The organism is Rhodococcus sp. PML026 (assembly GCF_000963615.1).
GTDB classification, from domain to species: Bacteria; Actinomycetota; Actinomycetes; order Mycobacteriales; family Mycobacteriaceae; genus Rhodococcoides; species Rhodococcoides fascians.
In genome coordinates this window covers 700,281-717,968 of the sequence record NZ_KQ031375.1, presented here as the reverse complement: position 1 = coordinate 717,968, position 17,688 = coordinate 700,281, and the positions used below count along the sequence as shown (strand labels likewise).

Annotated in this window: 16 protein-coding genes; 13 read left to right on the top strand and 3 right to left on the bottom strand. The window is 66.4% G+C overall.

Translation table 11 applies throughout. The features are described from left to right. Nucleotides 1-9 precede the first annotated feature (9 nt). The 6 genes from VF34_RS18815 (at nucleotide 10) to ligA (ending at nucleotide 7,108) form a co-directional block, all read left to right on the top strand. Entirely contained in the window at nucleotides 10-1,248 is a 1,239-nt protein-coding gene (locus VF34_RS18815; RefSeq protein WP_045841876.1) for a cysteine desulfurase family protein, read from the top strand. After that, entirely contained in the window at nucleotides 1,248-2,336 is a 1,089-nt protein-coding gene (mnmA, locus tag VF34_RS18810) for a tRNA 2-thiouridine(34) synthase MnmA (RefSeq protein ID WP_027496628.1), read from the top strand. The genes VF34_RS18815 and mnmA overlap by 1 nt, the downstream gene beginning before the upstream one ends. Next, a complete protein-coding gene (locus VF34_RS18805) occupies nucleotides 2,333-3,352 on the top strand; it encodes a methionine synthase (protein ID WP_032372650.1) in 1,020 nt (339 codons plus the stop codon). Before mnmA ends, VF34_RS18805 begins: the two co-directional genes overlap by 4 nt. A 155-nt stretch (nucleotides 3,353-3,507) precedes the next feature. Further along, nucleotides 3,508-4,695, top strand: coding sequence for a GGDEF domain-containing protein (locus VF34_RS18800; RefSeq protein WP_052718694.1), 1,188 nt, complete (start codon nucleotides 3,508-3,510; stop codon nucleotides 4,693-4,695). Between the two features lie 25 nt (nucleotides 4,696-4,720). After that, a complete protein-coding gene (locus VF34_RS18795; protein ID WP_027496631.1) occupies nucleotides 4,721-4,903 on the top strand; it encodes a hypothetical protein in 183 nt (60 codons plus the stop codon). 54 nt (nucleotides 4,904-4,957) lie between these two features. Then, nucleotides 4,958-7,108, top strand: coding sequence for an NAD-dependent DNA ligase LigA (gene ligA / locus VF34_RS18790; protein ID WP_371827915.1), 2,151 nt, complete (start codon nucleotides 4,958-4,960; stop codon nucleotides 7,106-7,108). 24 nt (nucleotides 7,109-7,132) lie between these two features. Here the strand turns inward: ligA and VF34_RS18785 are convergent, their stop codons facing one another. After that, a complete protein-coding gene (locus VF34_RS18785) occupies nucleotides 7,133-7,783 on the bottom strand; it encodes an ACT domain-containing protein (protein WP_032372649.1) in 651 nt (216 codons plus the stop codon). A 292-nt stretch (nucleotides 7,784-8,075) separates the two neighbouring features. Between VF34_RS18785 and gatC the strand changes: the two genes are divergently transcribed. Genes gatC through VF34_RS18770 form a run of 3 tightly spaced genes read left to right on the top strand, consistent with a single transcriptional unit; the run spans nucleotide 8,076 to nucleotide 10,933 of the window. Further along, nucleotides 8,076-8,375, top strand: coding sequence for an Asp-tRNA(Asn)/Glu-tRNA(Gln) amidotransferase subunit GatC (gatC, locus tag VF34_RS18780; protein ID WP_027496634.1), 300 nt, complete (start codon nucleotides 8,076-8,078; stop codon nucleotides 8,373-8,375). Continuing rightward, nucleotides 8,372-9,844, top strand: a complete 1,473-nt coding sequence (gatA, locus tag VF34_RS18775) for an Asp-tRNA(Asn)/Glu-tRNA(Gln) amidotransferase subunit GatA (protein WP_027496635.1) — start codon at nucleotides 8,372-8,374, stop codon at nucleotides 9,842-9,844. Before gatC ends, gatA begins: the two co-directional genes overlap by 4 nt. A 6-nt stretch (nucleotides 9,845-9,850) precedes the next feature. After that, a complete protein-coding gene (locus VF34_RS18770) occupies nucleotides 9,851-10,933 on the top strand; it encodes an alpha/beta hydrolase (protein WP_051365121.1) in 1,083 nt (360 codons plus the stop codon). A gap of 35 nt (nucleotides 10,934-10,968) precedes the next feature. On the opposite strand, the gene VF34_RS18765 is transcribed toward VF34_RS18770, so the two are convergent. Continuing rightward, nucleotides 10,969-12,363 (bottom strand): alpha/beta-hydrolase family protein, encoded by a 1,395-nt coding sequence (locus tag VF34_RS18765; protein WP_045841875.1) that lies wholly within the window; start codon nucleotides 12,361-12,363, stop codon nucleotides 10,969-10,971. Next, nucleotides 12,363-12,971 (bottom strand): hypothetical protein, encoded by a 609-nt coding sequence (locus tag VF34_RS18760; RefSeq protein ID WP_231578249.1) that lies wholly within the window; start codon nucleotides 12,969-12,971, stop codon nucleotides 12,363-12,365. The genes VF34_RS18765 and VF34_RS18760 overlap by 1 nt, the downstream gene beginning before the upstream one ends. A gap of 253 nt (nucleotides 12,972-13,224) precedes the next feature. Here VF34_RS18760 and VF34_RS18755 point away from each other — a divergent pair, with 253 nt between their 5' ends. The 4 genes from VF34_RS18755 to gatB all read left to right on the top strand — a co-directional run. Beyond that, on the top strand, nucleotides 13,225-14,412 hold the full coding sequence (locus tag VF34_RS18755) for a sensor histidine kinase (RefSeq protein WP_045841874.1): 1,188 nt from the start codon (nucleotides 13,225-13,227) through the stop codon (nucleotides 14,410-14,412). Nucleotides 14,413-14,422: 10 nt separating this feature from the next. After that, on the top strand, nucleotides 14,423-15,085 hold the full coding sequence (locus tag VF34_RS18750) for a response regulator (protein WP_032366365.1): 663 nt from the start codon (nucleotides 14,423-14,425) through the stop codon (nucleotides 15,083-15,085). A gap of 101 nt (nucleotides 15,086-15,186) precedes the next feature. Next, entirely contained in the window at nucleotides 15,187-16,218 is a 1,032-nt protein-coding gene (locus tag VF34_RS18745; protein ID WP_027496638.1) for an ATP-dependent 6-phosphofructokinase, read from the top strand. Between the two features lie 70 nt (nucleotides 16,219-16,288). Continuing rightward, nucleotides 16,289-17,688 (top strand): Asp-tRNA(Asn)/Glu-tRNA(Gln) amidotransferase subunit GatB (gene gatB / locus VF34_RS18740; protein ID WP_045841956.1); only part of this gene is annotated, 1,400 nt, incomplete at its 3' end.

Below are 17,688 nucleotides of genomic sequence, written 5' to 3'. Positions count from 1 at the left end.
GAGCGCGTTATGCCTTCTGTGCGCAGTACGCCTGCCCCCGCCCCGCCGCAGCCATCGGTGTACCTCGATCACGCCGCGACCACTCCCATGTTGCCGTGTGCGATCGAGGCGATGAACTCCGTGTTCGGCACCGTCGGGAACGCATCGTCGCTGCACACCTCGGGCCGGTCCGCCCGTCGCCGGGTCGAGGAATCTCGCGAGTCGATCGCCGCGGACCTCGGTGCGCGCCCGTCCGAGGTGATCTTCACCTCCGGTGATACCGAAAGCGACAATCTCGCCGTCAAGGGCATCTTTTCGGCCCGTCGAGACTCGAACGCCGCACTGACCAGGATCATCGCCAGCTCGGTGGAGCATCACGCCGTGCTCGACGCGGTGGAGTGGCTCGTCGCGCACGAAGGGGCGAGTGTCACCTGGCTCCCGGTCGACGACGAGGGCCGGGTCACCCCCGATGTGCTGCGCGCCGAGCTGGCTCTGCACGCAGACGAGACCGCGCTGGTGACGGTCATGTGGGCCAACAACGAGATCGGCACCGTCATGCCGATCGCCGAACTCGCATCGGTGGCCGCGGAGTACGGCGTTCCGATGCACAGCGACGCAGTGCAGGCCGTACCGCACCTACCAGTGGGATTCGCCGACAGCGGTCTGTCCGCCCTGAGTATCGCCGCACACAAGTTCGGTGGCCCACAGGGCGTCGGAGCCCTGTTGCTGGGCCGTCAGGTCCCGTGCGTGCCGCTGTTCCACGGTGGTGGACACGAACGTGACGTCCGGTCCGGCACGCCCGACACGGCCGGCGTCGTCGCGATGGCGGCCGCACTGCGATCGACGGTGCAGAATCTGTCGCTGCACGGGGAACGAACTCGCGCGTTGCGTGATCGACTCATCATCGGGGTTCGCGAGGTGGTGCCCGACGCCATCCTCAACGGCCCGGAGGGCGACGGGCGGCTCGCCGGAAACGTGCACTTCACCTTCCCCGGGTGCGAGGGGGATTCGCTGTTGATGCTTCTCGACGCCGCGGGCATAGAATGTTCGACGGGATCCGCCTGCACGGCGGGTGTGGCGAGCGCGAGCCATGTTCTGATCGCGGTCGGGTGCGATTCGGGCGTGGCCCGCGGATCCCTGCGGTTCTCGTTGGGAACCGGCTCGTCCGATTCGGACATCACCACTGTGCTTGCGGCCCTGCCGCAGGTCGTCGAACGTGCTCGTGCCGCCGGACTTGCCGGCGTCGGAGCTCGAGGAGGAAATCGCTGATGCGTGTTCTTGCTGCCATGAGCGGGGGAGTCGACTCCGCAGTCGCCGCGGCTCGAGCCGTCGACGAGGGGCACGACGTCGTGGGCGTTCACCTGGCGCTGTCCACCGCTCCCGGGGCGCTGCGGACCGGCTCTCGCGGGTGCTGCTCGAAAGAAGACGCCGGGGATGCACGCCGAGCTGCCGACGTCCTCGGAATACCGTTCTACGTCTGGGACTTCGCGGATCGGTTCAAAGAAGACGTCATCGACGACTTCGTCGCCTCGTACGCCGCGGGGGAGACTCCGAACCCGTGCCTGCGGTGCAACGAGAAGATCAAGTTCTCCGCGCTCGCGGACCGCGCGTTGGCACTGGGCTTCGACGCCGTCGCGACCGGCCACTACGCGCAACTGCACGACGGAGTTCTGCGGCGTGCGGTGGACGCCGACAAGGATCAGTCCTACGTGCTGGCCGTCCTGAACCGCGGGCAGCTCTCGCGTGCGATGTTCCCCATCGGCGACACCCCCAAGTCCGAGATCCGCGAGGAAGCGGCCGAGCGGGGTCTCGCCGTCGCCGACAAGCCGGACAGTCACGACATCTGCTTCATTCCCTCGGGCGACACCCGGGCCTTCCTCGGCGCACACATCGGTGTTCGTCCCGGCAAGGTCGTCGACTCCGAGACCGGAGCCGAGTTGGCGGACCACGACGGTGTGCACGGCTTCACCATCGGCCAGCGTAAGGGTCTCGGGGTGGAAGGACCGGCCGTGGACGGCCGTCCGCGCTACGTCACCTCGATCGAACCGGACACCGGCACCGTCATGGTCGGTTCGGCGCAGAAGCTGGACGTCTGGTCCATCACCGGAGACCGCGCAGTGTGGACCGAGGGCACCGCGCCCACCGGGCCCATCGAATGCGTCGTACAGGTTCGGGCGCACGGCGGGCTGACCGACGCGGTTGCCGAGGCCGTCGGCGACGGGATGGAGATCCAGCTCCGGGCACCCTTGACCGGTGTCGCCAAAGGGCAGGCAGCGGTGTTGTACCGCAAGGACATTCACGGTGACATCGTGATCGGCAGCTCGACCATCTCGGGCACCCGATCCGAGCGCGAGTGACCCCGAGCACGTTCGGAGGGCTGGCGACCGGCATAGGTTCGTGGCCCGGCACCGACGTTCGTGAGGCCGTCGCCATCGTCCTCGGCGAGCTGGGTGAACTGCCACACGTGGTCGAACTGCCAGGGCGCGGGCTCGGTGCCGACATGATCGGCCGCACCGGAGCCATCATGGTCGACGTCGAACTCGACGTCCGGACGTCGGGCTACCGCGTCGTACCGCGTCCGATGCTGGCCGGTCGCCGTGCGACGGATTTTCTCACCGAGGATCTCGACGTGCTCGAGGAACTGTGGGAGGTCGCGGGACTACGCGGTACCGGCCGGACCATCAAGGTGCAGGCTGCAGGACCGTTCACCATGGCCGCGCAGGTCGAATTGCGGCACGGACACCGTGCGCTGACCGACCGCGGCGCTCTACGGCACTTCGCGGAATCCCTCGGCGAGGGGCTGCGTCTGCACTGTGCAGAAGTGGCACGCAGACTCTCGGCGAACGTGGTGGTCCAACTCGACGAACCCAGTCTCGCCGCCGTTCTCGCGGGCAGTCTGACCGGGATCACCGGTATCGACTCGGTGCGCGCGATCCCGGAACCGGAGGTTCTGGACCTGCTCGACTCACTGGTCGACACCATCGCGCTACCGGTCGCAGTGCACTGCTGTGACGGGGGAGCTCCCGTCGACCTGCTGCGCCGAACCCGAGCCGTCGCAGTGGCCGTGGATGCACACGAGCTACGTCGAACCGATCTCGATGCGCTGGGAGAGCTGCTCCAGGCCGGAAAGACCCTCGTACTGGGATCGGTTCCGTCGGCAACCCCGGACCGGCCACCCCTGTGGCGCGAGTGCGCCGAGCCCGGTGTGAAGTTGGTCGACAGCCTCGGCTTCGATCGTTCGATACTCGCTTCGCAGGTGTCGGTGACGCCGTCCTGCGGCTTGGCCGGAAGCACGCCCGAGTGGGCTCGTCGAGCAACGGCTCTCACCCACGAGGTTGTCGCGGCCTATCGGGACGCACCCGAATCGTTGTGACCACGGACCGGGACATTGTGACGAAACACAGTGTGCCGAGTCGGAATGCCTGGAGCGTCCTGCGGCTCCGTCCCGGGTCGTTCGGGACGTACAACAGGTGTGACATCATTCACACGGCCGTCGGGGGTCTGCTTTGAATCGGTGGGAGTTCGTACATGGCATCAGGTGGTCGCGGCTTCGATGAAGTCGCCTCCCTCCGACGTTCCGGCCGGCATCGACGCGGAGTTCTGGCCAAACTCGCCGCCGCCACGTCGGATTGGTACCGGGCTCCGCACGACTTCGAATGGATCCTCAACCACCGGTCCACTCGTCCACTGACGGGAATCATCCGGGTCGTCTTCGGCACCGCCGTCCTGATGTATGCCCTCACGTCGATTCTCATGTTGTTCAGCGATCTCGGCCCCACCGGCTCGCCGGCAATCGGGTGGGTCTTCTTCGTCCTGTTCACGCAGGTACTCGTTGCCGCACGGTGCGTGTTCGGCCCGATCCCCGGGAAGAAGTTCTTCGTCGGGTTCCTGGCGTTCGGCGACATTCTGACGACCTCGGTGCTGGTGTTGTACGCGCCGGTCGCGTCCTTGATCGGAACGGTGCTGTTCGCCGTCACCGGAGCGTTCTGTACGTATTTCCTCAGTCCTCGATTGCTCGTAGCCCACCTGGTGTGGACGGCGACGTTCATCATCGGCTTCGGTATTCGCACGTTCCTCGCTGTGATGGACGGCAAGGTGGTTGCCGTAGACGGACCGGCGGTCGCGACGGCGACGGTGGTGCTGTTGCTGGCAACGGTGGCGGTACCGGTGTTCGCGCAGGTGGCGTGGACGACGTTGTCCAACGACGCCAAGCGGTCGGTACTCGATCCTCTGACCGGGGTGTACAACCGCCGCGGTATCGACAGTGAACTGCTCGACCTGTGGCAGCTCGCGAACAAACGCGGACTGTCGATGGCGTTCCTGGTGGTCGACATCGACAAGTTCAAGGCCGTCAACGACCGCTACGGCCACAGCCGGGGCGACGAGGTCATCGTCCGGGTCGCGGATCGGCTGCGCAGACTCGCCCGCCACCACGGCGGAGTGCTCGCGCGAACCGGTGGCGAAGAATTTCTGCTGGCCGTCGTCGGACCTGCGCAGAGCACCGTCGACCTCGGCGTCGATGTGGTGCGCGTGCTGTGCGACCACCGGGACGACATTCCGGTCACGGCGAGCGTCGGTATGGCACTGCTGCGTGAGGACTCCGCGCTGTGGGACGTGGGCACCTCCGTCGTGGGACGAGCGGCTCGCACGGCGGACGCGGCGATGTATCGGTCCAAGCAGTCCGGCGGGAACAGTGTGGTCGTCGACGAGATCTGACACGGGGATCTGCGATGATCGAGACATGTATCGACTCTCGGACGCCCAGCGGCGCGGTCTGCCCGCCGGTGTCCTGCTCTCGGTGATGGCCTCCGTCCTCGGCGGTATCTACTCCGACGACTTCCTGACCGGATTCGCGCTGACCGCCGGAATCTGCGCGGTGGCGTTGATCGCCGCCACCCTGCTGCTGGGCCTGATGGGCAGATAGCCTTCCGGACGCAGGATCGTTTCGATGTCGGTGCCGTCGGATAATCTTCGTCACGTGCCTGAGCCGACCGAACTGCCTGCAGGAACCGACGATGCCGCCGAGGCTGCCGGAGTCGAACTCGATCCTGCCACCCCTGCCGACCGCGAGCGGTGGCAGACACTGGCCGAGGAAGTACGTGGACATCAATTTCGCTACTACGTGCGTGATTCGCCCATCGTCTCGGACGGTGAATTCGATGCCCTGCTGCGCGAACTGAACGATCTCGAACAAGCCCACCCGGACCTGCGCACGGCCGATTCACCGACCCAACTCGTGGGCGGTGGTTTCGCGACGGAGTTCACCGCCGTCGACCATCTGGAACGAATGCTGAGCTTGGACAACGTGTTCGATCACGACGAGCTCCGTGCGTGGGCCAAGCGGGTCGAGACCGAGGCCGGTCCGGATCTGCACTACCTGTGCGAAGTCAAGATCGACGGTGTGGCGTTGAACCTGGTGTACGAGAACGGCACTCTGGTGCGCGGTGCGACCCGAGGTGACGGGCGCACCGGCGAGGACGTCACGCTCAATGCTCGGACGATCGACGACATACCCGATACCTTGACCGGCAGCGCCGAATATCCGATCCCGGAGCTGCTCGAGGTGCGCGGTGAGGTGTTCTTCCGGCTCGAGGACTTTCAGGCGCTCAACGCGGCGCTCGTCGAAGAGGGCAAACCCCCGTTCGCCAATCCGCGGAACTCGGCGGCGGGCTCGCTGCGCCAGAAGAACCCGGCCGTGACCTCGAAGCGGCGTCTCGGCATGATCTGTCACGGCTTCGGACGGATGGTCGGCTTCACCCCCGATTCGCAGTGGCACGCCTACGAGGCTCTGCAGGCGTGGGGTCTGCCGATCTCCACCCACACGACGCGCGTGCAGGGGATCGATGCCGTCGTAGAGAAGGTCGAATACTGGGACAAGCACCGCCACGATGTCGAGCACGAGATCGACGGCCTGGTGGTCAAGATCGACGAGATGTCGTTGCACCGTCGGCTCGGAACGACGTCGCGAGCACCGCGGTGGGCCATCGCGTACAAATACCCACCCGAGGAAGTCACCACCACCCTGCTGGACATTCGCGTCAGCGTCGGCCGAACCGGTCGAGTGACTCCGTTCGCGTACATGACGCCGGTGCTCGTCGCGGGGTCCACGGTGTCTCTCGCGACCCTGCACAACGCGTCGGAGGTCAAGCGCAAGGGCGTTCTGATCGGTGACACCGTCACGATTCGCAAAGCGGGAGAGGTCATTCCGGAGGTGCTCGGCCCGGTCGTCGACGCCAGGACCGGCGACGAGACCGAATTCGTCATGCCCACCGAATGCCCGGAATGCTCGACGCCGTTGGCACCGGCGAAGGACGGCGACGCGGACCTGCGCTGCCCCAATTCGCAGTTCTGCCCGGCGCAACGCCGTGAGCGTGTGTTCTTCGTGGCCGAACGGCAGCGTTTCGACATCGAGGGTCTCGGATACGAAGCGGCGACGGATCTTCTGGCCACCGGTGCGATCGAGGACGAGGGCGATTTGTTCTCGCTCACCGAAGAAGACCTGATGAAGACGGCGATCTTCCGCACGAAATCGGGCGCATTGTCGGCCACCGGTCGCAAACTGCTCGACAATCTGTCCTCCGCCAAGAATCAGCCTCTGTGGCGAGTGCTGGTGAGCCTGTCCATTCGCCACGTCGGCCCCTCCGCCGCACGAGCCCTCGCCGGAGAATTCGGCAGCCTCGAGCGCATCGAAGCAGCGTCCGTCGAGGAGTTGTCGGCGGTGGACGGGGTGGGCGGCACCATCGCGGCTGCTGTGTCCGAATGGTTCGAGGTCGACTGGCACCGGGCCATCGTGGAGAAATGGCGGAATGCCGGTGTGCGGATGGAGGACGAGCGAGACGCCTCCATCGAGCGCAATCTGGAAGGCCTGTCGATCGTCGTCACCGGTTCGCTCGAGTCCTACTCGCGCGACGAGGCCAAAGAAGCGATCCTGCTGCGGGGTGGAAAGGCCGCCGGTTCGGTTTCGAAGAAGACGGCGTTCGTCGTCGTCGGTGAATCGCCCGGTTCGAAGCACGACAAGGCCGTCGAGCTCGGCGTACCGGTCCTGGACGAGGCAGGGTTCACGCGTCTGTTGACCGAGGGCCCGGACGCAGTGTCGGAGCCGACGACGGACACCGACGCGTCGCAGTAGGGGAGACCGGGCGAGTTCCGGTGATCAGGTAAGGACGGTTGCGACGATCCCGGCGAGGTAACCGAGCCGGGCTACCTCCGACGGCCTGAACTCGGGCCCTCCCGGCCGACCGAGCATCAGCACGGTGCCGGTGGTGCCGAGGGGAGCGGCAGCGATCTTGGTGTCCATGTCCCGCCACACCTGAGGTACCCAGTCTGCGTCGGAGTCGAGTGCAGCGGGAGAGGTCAACGGGAACCAGGGCAGATCGGCGGCGTGTGTTTCGGGTGCGCCCGGGCTACCGACCAGGCGGAACGGACCGTGCGCGTTGGTGGCCACCACGGTGCTCCAGCCCACGCGCAGAACGCGGGGAGCGCCGTCGACCAGAACTTGCAGACGGTCGTCGGATGCCGCTGCGACCCGGTCGATCAGTTCCAGTTCGCGATGGGTGTCGAGAACGCCGGTGTACGGCCGGATCGAGTCCACGCGGACGTCGGTGAGGTTCTCGGCTGCAGTGATCAGCGTGTCGGGAAGCGAACCGGGCGCAACGTCGACCACAAGGTCGTCGACCGCATAGCCGTCGCCGCGTTCGATGACGTCGAGCGAGAGGATGTCCGCTCCGACCGAGCCGAGGGCCACGGCCAGCGATCCGAGGCTGCCCGGCCGGTCGGGCAGCTGTACGCGGAGCAGGTAGGACATGGCACGCTCCCTTTCGACGTCTGGCGTAGTTCAGGGAACACTGTGCACCCCCGGCGCGAGCAATCTTTGCATCTTCGACCTGGCCGGCTCGACACGCAACGCGGGACGTGACAATTCTGACACTCGTGCGGGCGAGATCGGCGGCCGATCGAGACCGCTGACCGGGAGTGAGGTCGGCGAAACGGTGCGCACTAGGCTGGACCGCGTTCGCGGACCTGTGCGGTTCGCTCTGCGCAAATACGGGGCCGGTTCCTGCAGGCCCCACTCCTACTGTGTGAAAGGGGTCTACGCGGTGCCCGATATCTCCCGCGACGAGGTCGCTCACCTCGCCCGGCTGTCGCGCTTGGCTCTCAGCGACGCCGAACTCGACGAGTTCGCCGGCCAGTTGGATTCGATCCTCCATCACGTCAAGACCGTGGCCGAGGTGGCGACGGACGACGTTGCGCCGACAGCCAACCCCAGCGACATCGTCAATGTGACGCGTCCCGATGTGATCGTTCCCGGTCTGACGCCGGAGCAGTCGCTGTCCGGTGCACCGAATGCCGAGGAGGGCCGTTTCGCGGTGCCGCAGATTCTGGGAGAGAGCGAATGACCGACCTGACCAAGCTCGACGCGTCCGAGCTCGCCGACCGTATCCACTCGCGTGACGTCAGTGCGGTGGAGGTGACCCGGGCACATCTGGATCGGATTGCCGAGGTCGACGGCGACCTTCACGCTTTTCTGCATGTGGCGAGCGCGCAGGCGCTGGCCGCGGCGAGCGACGTCGACGCCGGGCTGGCCGCGGGCTCGGCACCGGCCTCACCGCTCGCCGGGGTGCCGTTGGCGCTCAAGGACGTGTTCACCACCACCGACATGCCGACCACCGCCGGCTCGAAGATTCTCGACGGGTGGGTGTCGCCGTACGACGCGACGCTGACCTCGAAGCTGCGAGCCGCGGGCATTCCGGTTCTCGGTAAGACAAACATGGACGAGTTCGCGATGGGCTCCTCGACCGAGAACTCCGCGTACGGACCGACCAAGAACCCCTGGGACACCACCCGGATCCCGGGCGGCTCGGGAGGCGGAAGCGCGGCTGCGCTTGCCTCGTTCCAGGCACCGTTGGCCATCGGCACCGACACCGGTGGATCCATCCGGCAGCCCGCGGCACTGACCGGCACCGTGGGAACCAAGCCGACGTACGGCAGCGTCTCGCGGTACGGACTCATCGCCTGCGCCTCCTCGCTGGATCAGGGGGGACCCTGTGGTCGTACGGTGCTCGACACCGCGTTGCTGCACGAGGTCATCGCGGGTTACGACCCGCGGGATTCCACGTCGGTCGACACCCCGGTTCGTCCCGTCGTCGAGGCGGCCCGAGAGGGCGCTCGCGGCGACCTGACCGGAGTGAAGGTGGGTGTGGTCAAGGAGTTGCACTCGGACAACTATCAGTCCGGTGTCATCTCGTCCTTCGACGCCGCAGTGGCCGCATTGACCTCGCTCGGCGCCGAGGTTGTCGAGGTGTCGTGCCCCAACTTCGTCCATGCATTGGCTGCGTACTACCTGATTCTCCCGTCCGAGGTGTCGTCCAACCTGGCTCGGTTCGACGGAATGCGGTACGGCCTGCGTGCGGGCGACGACGGCCACCACAGCGCCGAGTCGGTCATGGCCACCACCCGCGCTCAGGGGTTCGGGCCGGAGGTCAAGCGCCGCATCATGATAGGCACCTACGCGCTGTCGGCCGGTTACTACGACGCGTACTACGGATCGGCCCTGAAGGTCCGCACCTTGATCGCGCAGGATTTCGACGCGGCATACGAGAAGGTGGATGTGCTCGTGTCGCCGACGACCCCGACGACGGCATTCCCGTTGGGCGACAAGGTCGACGACCCAATGGCGATGTACCTCAACGATCTGTGCACCCTGCCCACCAACCTCGCCGGCCACTGCGCGATGTCGGTGCCGTCCGGACTGGCGTCCGAGGACGGTCTGCCGGTGGGTCTGCAGATCATGGCTCCCGCGTTCGCAGACGAGCGGCTCTACCGCGTCGGCGCTGCGTACGAGGCTGCCCGCGGCGATCTGCGGTAGTTCGAGGTGCTGCATCGGTGGGCCGCCCGGTTGGCGCATCTGCCCTTGCTCGGTGGAGCGGTCCCGGTCATCGGATTGGCGGCGGCCACGGTGCTGGCGATCGTGGCCGCCGGTGCGATCGTGGTTCGCATCCGCCGTGGCCGTCCGCTCGGCTCGCCCGTCGGTGGGCTGAGCGCACTGGGCCTGGCAGCGGCGCTTCTGGTGGCGACCGCCGTACTGACCAACCTGACGGTGACGCGGTACCCCACGGCCGCGTCGGCACTCGGGCGTACACCGGTCGTGCACGTCGAAGGACACGGCCGGTTGTTCGACGTGGAGGTGCCCGGCACGGTGTCGCAGTTCCGTGCTCGTCCGGCGACGGTCTATCTTCCTCCCGCGTACGACGACGGAGCGGACGACCTCCCGGTACTGGTGCTGCTCACCGGACAGCCCGGCCACGTGGTCGACTGGATCGAAGGTGGCCGACTACCGCAGACGATGGACGCATTCGCGGCACGTCACGGCGGCGTCGCCCCGGTTGTCGTCGTCGCCGACGGGCTGGGGGACACCGAAGCCAACCCGATGTGCATGGATTCGGACCTCGGTAATGCTGCGACGTATCTGACAGTCGATGTCCCACAGTGGGTTCGGTCGAACCTCCACGTGTCCTCGGACCCGCGATCCTGGGCGGTCGGCGGGTACTCCTACGGCGGAACCTGCGCCCTTCAGCTCGCGACGACGGACCCGTCGGCGTACCCCACATTTCTCGACATCTCCGGTGAGGACGAACAACGTCGTGGCACCAGAGCGGAGTCGGTCCTTGCTGCGTACGGGGCGGACACACCGGCCGACGAGGATCGGTTCGATCGTTATACGCCTTTGAAAGTACTCTCCCGCAACAGCTTTCCCGACTCTGCCGGTGCCTTCGTCGTCGGAGCCGACGACGAGGAGTTCAGGCCGCAGACCGAGCGGGCCTACCGGGCAGCCGCCGCCGCGGGCATGGATGTGCACTACAGCGAGCTGCCGGGAGGACATTCGATGCAGGTCTGGGCTCCGGCGCTCGATCAGGAGATGGACTGGCTCGGCAATCGGCTCGGTCTGCTCGGCTGACGGTCCAGCACTCCCTTTTCCGGCGGCCCCGCTCTTCAGCGGCAGCGAGCCATGGCCTCACCTTGGTCGGTCCCGTATCGATGGCCGTGGCCCGACGTGACATCCAATGCGGCGAGCAGGTCGACGGACGTCTGCAGGAAGCCGACGACAGGCAACCACGGCGGCCGTGGGGCGTCGATCGTGAACGTCGTCGTATCCGGCGGCGACCACAACAGATCGAGAGACCATCGCGCGACGGGGTCCGACGAGTTGGCCAGGACGGCGGCACCGTCGGTGTCGACCGATCCCGCGGGCGGGCCGGCCCAGACAGCCCCGCAGAGTGACGAAATGTTCTGTTGCACGGCAAGGTACGCATCACTTCCTGCAACCGAACCCAGGCTCTGGCCGTACACGACGACTTTCGGTGTGGTCGGCTCCGCCGCCGCTCGGGTGGCGACCGCTCGAACCACGGCGTTCGCGGACCGGCGGGCGTCGTCCTCGGCGAACAGGAAGGTCGCCCAACTCGGCTTGTCGGAGTACTGCACCGCCACCGTCGCGACGTCACCGCCGAACGTTCTTTCGGCCCCGGTGATCGCATTCTCGTCCACCCAGCCGGACCCGGTAGGAATCGCGACCACGACGACGCTGCGTTCGAAGGCTCCAGCCCGTTCCATCTCGGAGACGGCCAGTGCTACACGCTCGTCCGGTGTCGCGGCCGACTCGAGTCCCACGTACGTCCGTACGGTGTCGAGATCCTGCCCTCCCGACGCGAACGCGCGGCCCTCGCGTCCCAGCGTGCGCCACGGTGCCGAGGATCCGGGACCGCCGGATCTCGTCTCCGATGTCGGGGCGGCCACTGCGTCGTCCATCGCCGAGTTCGAGGCCGAGTACGAGGCCGACAGAGTGGACCGCACGAACGGAACGGCCAGGGTGTATAACAGCGCAGCGACCGTGACGAGCAGTGCCACGCAACGGTTCCGGCCCAGAGCGGAGAAGATTCGCCGTAGCGCGCTACCGGCTCCGCACAGTACGAGCGCAACGCACAGGGCACCCCCGGTAACGTCGACGGCGTAGCTCCAGCTCACCGGCTCGACGTCCATCGCGGCTCGTAATCGATTCTGCCAGTGTATGTTCGAGGCCAACGCGACGCTCGAGATCAGTGCAGCAGCGACGACGGTCCACGCTCGTAGTCGTAGCGACGCGGGCCGTCGTGGCCCGAACACCCGTCGGCCCGCCCATGCGACCGTCAGAGCGAGTGCCACCATGAATCCGGTGAACAGGGCCGCAGTGACGGCGGAGCGGGGCAGAAGTGACGGAGCCGAGGAGATCGCCACAGCCGCTGCAACGGACACCGACGTGCCGAGTCTCGGCAGGCGAAGACGGTTGGGCGACTGGACATCCGATGCGACCGGGGTCTCGACCCCACGGTTCGGGATGGCCGTGGTGGACATCAGCGTCGGTCCGTGAGGGTCGGGGTCATCGACACACGTCGGTACCGCGCGACAACGGATGCGATCAGCAGCGTCAGCGCCAGCACGGCTCCGAACAGTGTCAGGGGCATGGCGGGTTCGGCGACCGGTGCACCGAACGATTGTCGCCAGGAATTGAGGTCGACTGCCGTGGCCGCGACGACCGCAGCTGCGTCGCAGATCTGCCGGGCCCCCTCCTCGGTGCGATGGTCACAGGCGTCGTGCATACGACTGTCGAGTTGGGCGTCGATCGCCCTGCGCCACTGTGGGTCGACGGTCGTCCCCGTCGCGTTCGCGTACCGGAGGAGGTCGTAGCCCAGGTCGTGGGCTCGGCACGCAGCCTCGAACTCGGGTGGCAGTGGGATCGGGGACGAACAATCCCCGCCGGGATTGCTCGCCATCCCGTCCTGCACCGCGGGCCGGTAGCCCATGACGTCCGCGAAGTCGCTCGGGATGGTCGACGCAGCGTCCTCGGCGGGTTCGGTGATCAGTGCACGAACGGTCAGTGCCACGGGGGAGCGACGGTCCTCGGTGGGTGACGACGTTGCTGCTCCCGTCGTGGCGGTCACGACGACGATGGCAGCTGTCACGCACATCAGGGTGCGAGATATGTTCCGGCTCATGGCGATCGACGCTAAGTTCGGCCGGCCGAGGCGAGCATCGCTCCGAGGTTCGGCTGTGGTGAGTGCCCCCGGGACCGGTTCGACGCGGTCCTGATACCTCCGAGCCATGCCGAACCGATACCCCGGTACGAGGACGCCGGCGGTCGATGATGCCTAGGCTCGAGACGTGCGAAAGAAAAGGTCGACGAGTCTCGAACTCGGGGTACGTGCTCGGCGCCGGGTGCCCGAGCAGATCGGCGGCGTCCGTTCGGTCGACGTGCTGATCATCGCGGTGACGGCAATTCTGTACTCGATCGCGTGGCCGACACTGACGGTCACGCATCAGGTTTCGGTTCCGTTGCTACCGTTCGTCGCAGCGTTGGCGGCGTTTCCGTTCGCTCTGATCAGACTCAATCCCGCGATGGGGTGGGCGGTATCGGCGCTGTCCGCGTTGGTGATTCCGGCGGCGTTCGACCGCGTTCCGGATTACGACTATCCGTGGCAAGTGGTGCACATCCTCGTCCTGTTGGCGTTGCTGTTCGCGGTCGCGCTGCGTTCTCCGGCGCAGGTGCTGTTGGTGGCGTGGTTGGCCAGCATGCTGGTGTTCTTCGCGTACATGCCGAGCTCCGACGGAATCGGGTGGTCGGTTGGCCTGACTGCCGTGGTCGTGTTCGGGCTGCTGATCCGGTGGCTCGTTCTCTCGCGCAGGCAGCTCGCGCAGCAGGAGGAGGTCAGCGAACTCGAACGCACTCGCCGCACGATTCTCGAGGAGAGGGCGAAGATCGCCCGCGATCTGCACGACGTCGTGGCACACCACATGTCGATGGTCGTCGTTCAGGCCCAGAGCGCGCCGTACCGACTGGACGACGTGTCACCGGCCGCGGCTCGGGAATTCGAGTCGATCGGCGCGAGTGCACGCGAGGCGCTCAACGAGATCCGGGGGATGCTCGGGGTACTGCGTAGCGATGGAGCGCAGATGCAGGACGCGCCCGCGCCGAGTGCACTGGATCTCGAACGCACATTGCAGGCAAGTCGCAGAGCGGGCATGAATGTGCGGTGGGCCATCGCCGGTACCGTCGAATCGGTCTCGGAGACAACAGGACTGGCCCTGTTCCGTATTCTGCAGGAATCGCTGTCCAATGCCGCGCGCCATGCGCCCGAAGCCGAGGTGGAGGTGGATATCGCGATCGGCCCTGCCGTCGTGGACATGACGGTGGTCAACGCACCGGCTCCGAACCCGAGCATCTCCCGCACTCCCGGAAGCGATTGCGGCGGGCACGGAATCGCGGGAATGCGCGAGCGAGCGCAGGCCGCACACGGCCGGCTGCATGCCGCCCCTCTGCCCGGCGGTGGGTTCGAGGTTGCGGTTCGTGTGCCGACCGGAATGTCGACTCCGCCGGCAACGGCTGACGCCGGCGACGCGGTTTAGGCTGTCACGCGTGGTTACAACGGTGTTCATCGCCGACGATCAAGCGATGGTGCGGCAGGGGTTCGGTGCACTGCTCGGCGCGCAGGACGACATCTCGGTCGTCGGCGACGCCGACAACGGTCGCACCGCGGTCAGCGAGGTAGCGCGGCTGTTGCCGGACGTAGTGCTGATGGACGTGCGCATGCCCGAGATGAACGGGCTCGACGCGGCCCGCGCGATCCTGTCCGCGTCGCACGCGTCTCCGGTCCGTGTCCTGATGCTGACGACCTTCGACATCGACGATTACGTCTACGAGGCCCTGGCTCTCGGGGCCAGCGGATTCCTCCTCAAGGACGCGCCGGCCGAGGAACTGATCAGAGGCGTACGGGTCGTCGCGGCCGGCGATGCGCTGCTGGCACCGTCGGTGACCCGACGGCTCATTTCCGACGTCACGACTCGTCGCGGTGCGCGGAGGAACACTCCTTCGCGCCTGGCCGATCTGACGCCGCGCGAGCGCGAGGTTCTCGAACTGATCGCGACCGGTATGTCCAATGCGGAAATTGCAGGTGCGCTGTTCTTGGCCGAACAGACGGTCAAGACCCATGTGGGCAAGGTGCTGAGCAAGCTCGGGCTACGCGACCGCGCGCAGGCGGTCGTGCTGGCCTACGAAACCGGTGTCGTCACGCCCAAGTGAGGCCGACCGGTACCGGCGCGCGCGGGGACCCACGCCCGATTAGGCTGATGTTCGTCACTTCGGTCCGCTCCGCGGGCCTGCGAGCAGAGAGGCCAAAATCGATGCGCATCGGAGTTCTGACCGGAGGCGGCGATTGCCCAGGGCTCAATGCGGTGATCCGCGCTGTCGTTCGCACCGCCGACGCGCGATACGGCTCCACGGTCGTCGGATTCCAGGACGGGTGGCGTGGGCTTCTCGAAGACCGTCGGGTCCAGCTGCGCAACGACGACCGCAACGACCGGCTGCTCACCAAGGGCGGCACCATGCTCGGGACGGCTCGAACCAACCCCGACGTGTTGCGGGCCGGTCTCGACCGAGTCAAGCAGACCCTCGAGGACAACGGCATCGACGTGTTGATTCCGATCGGCGGTGAAGGAACTCTGACGGCAGCTGCGTGGCTGTCCGAGGAGGGCGTACCGGTGGTCGGTGTCCCCAAGACGATCGACAACGACATCGATTGCACCGACGTCACATTCGGCTTCGACACGGCGCTCACCATCGCCACCGATGCGATCGACCGACTGCACAGCACCGCCGAATCGCACCAGCGAGTGATGCTGGTGGAGGTGATGGGGCGACACGCAGGCTGGATCGCGTTGCACGCGGGATTGGCCTCGGGCTCGCACATGACTCTCATCCCGGAGCAGCCCTTCGACGTCGAAGAGGTATGCACGTTGGTGCGCAAGCGTTTTCAGCGGGGCGACTCCCACTTCATCTGCGTCGTGGCCGAGGGGGCCAAGCCCGTCGAAGGTTCGATGCATTTGCTCGACGGCGGTATCGACGAATTCGGTCACGTCCGATTCACCGGAGTCGCACATCAGCTCGGCGTCGAGATCGAACGTCGCATCAACAAAGAGGTACGCACCACGGTGCTCGGTCACGTGCAGCGCGGCGGCACTCCCACTCCGTACGACCGTGTGCTCGCAACGCGATTCGGTGTCAACGCCACCGATGCCGCGCATTCCGGAGACTTCGGAAAGATGGTGTCGCTGCGCGGTGCCGAGATCGGCCTGGTGTCGTTGGCCGAGGCCACCAAACAACTCAAGCGGGTCCCTCAGACCCGGTACGACGACGCGGCAGCGTTCTTCGGCTGACCCCGAGGCGATCGGTGCCCGAGGACACGTGGTTACTCGGGTGGCGAATGCAATGCATAAACTACGGAGCATGACTGCTGCAACCGTCGATCTGATCGATTACGACGATGTGCTCGCCACGTTCGACCCCGTGCTCGGCATGGAGGTCCACGTCGAGTTGGGTACGGCCACCAAGATGTTCTGTGGTTGCCCCACCGCGTTCGGTGCGGAGCCCAATACGCAGGTGTGCCCGGTGTGCCTCAGCCTCCCCGGCGCACTGCCGGTGGTCAACGCTGCTGCGGTGGAGTCGGCGATCCGTATCGGGCTGGCGCTCAATTGCTCGATCACTCCGTGGGGACGGTTCGCGCGGAAGAATTACTTCTACCCGGATCAGCCTAAGAACTACCAGATCTCGCAGTACGACGAGCCGATCGCCACGGAGGGTTACCTCGACGTCGTGCTCGACGACGGCAGTACGTTCCGCGTCGAGATCGAGCGTGCCCACATGGAGGAAGACACCGGCAAGTCGACGCACGTCGGTGGCGCAACCGGACGAATCGAGGGCGCGTCGCATTCGTTGCTCGACTACAACCGCGCCGGTGTGCCCCTGGTCGAGATCGTGACCAAGACCATCACCGGTACCGGGGCGCGGGCACCGGAGGTGGCGCGGGCGTACGTGACCGCATTGCGTGACCTGTTGAAGTCGCTGAACGTCTCCGATGTGCGGATGGATCAGGGTTCGTTGCGTTGCGATGCCAACGTCTCATTGATGCGGAAGTCGGCCACCGAGTTCGGTACTCGCACCGAGACGAAGAACGTCAACTCGCTCAAGAGCGTCGAGGTCGCCGTGCGCTACGAGATGCGCCGTCAGGCTGCGGTGCTCGAATCCGGCGGCGAGGTGACGCAGGAAACCCGACATTTCCAGGAGTCCGACGGCACCACCACGGCGGGCCGGAAGAAAGAGACCGCGGAGGACTACCGCTACTTCCCGGAGCCCGACCTCGCTCCCGTGGCCCCGGATGCAGCGTGGATCGAGGAGCTGCGAGCCACTCTGCCCGAGCTGCCGTGGTTGCGCCGCGGGCGAATTCAGAAGGACTGGGGCGTCTCCGACGAGGAAATGCGCGACTTGGTCAACTCGGGTGCTCTCGAACTCGTGGCGGCGACCGTCGACGCCGGCGCGTCGGCGCAGGCTGCGCGGTCGTGGTGGGTGTCGTACCTGGCGCAGCAGGCCAACATCGCCGGCGTCGAATTGGGGGATCTGGCGATCACTCCGGCTCAGGTGGCCGAGGTGGCAGCCTTGGTGGCCGACGGCAAGGTCAACAACAACGGTGCTCGTCAGATCGTGGACGGCGTCTTGGCCGGTGAGGGCGAGCCCGCAGAGGTGATGTCGGCGCGGAATCTGGTGTTGGAGAAAGACGACACCAAGCTTCAAGCCGCCGTCGACGAAGCACTTGCCGCGAACCCCGGTGTGGTGGACAAGATTCGCAGTGG

Excerpts from the sequence above, each read along its gene's own strand:
- mnmA (WP_027496628.1), top strand. The coding sequence starts at position 1,248 with ATGCGTGTTCTTGCTGCCATGAGCGGGGGAGTCGACTCCGCAGTCGCC.
- VF34_RS18785 (WP_032372649.1), bottom strand. The coding sequence starts at position 7,783 with ATGTCCTACCTGCTCCGCGTACAGCTGCCCGACCGGCCGGGCAGCCTC.
- VF34_RS18800 (WP_052718694.1), top strand. The coding sequence starts at position 3,508 with ATGGCATCAGGTGGTCGCGGCTTCGATGAAGTCGCCTCCCTCCGACGT.
- VF34_RS18745 (WP_027496638.1), top strand. The coding sequence starts at position 15,187 with ATGCGCATCGGAGTTCTGACCGGAGGCGGCGATTGCCCAGGGCTCAAT.
- VF34_RS18795 (WP_027496631.1), top strand. The coding sequence starts at position 4,721 with ATGTATCGACTCTCGGACGCCCAGCGGCGCGGTCTGCCCGCCGGTGTC.
- VF34_RS18815 (WP_045841876.1), top strand. The coding sequence starts at position 10 with ATGCCTTCTGTGCGCAGTACGCCTGCCCCCGCCCCGCCGCAGCCATCG.
- gatA (WP_027496635.1), top strand. The coding sequence starts at position 8,372 with ATGACCGACCTGACCAAGCTCGACGCGTCCGAGCTCGCCGACCGTATC.
- VF34_RS18765 (WP_045841875.1), bottom strand. The coding sequence starts at position 12,363 with ATGTCCACCACGGCCATCCCGAACCGTGGGGTCGAGACCCCGGTCGCA.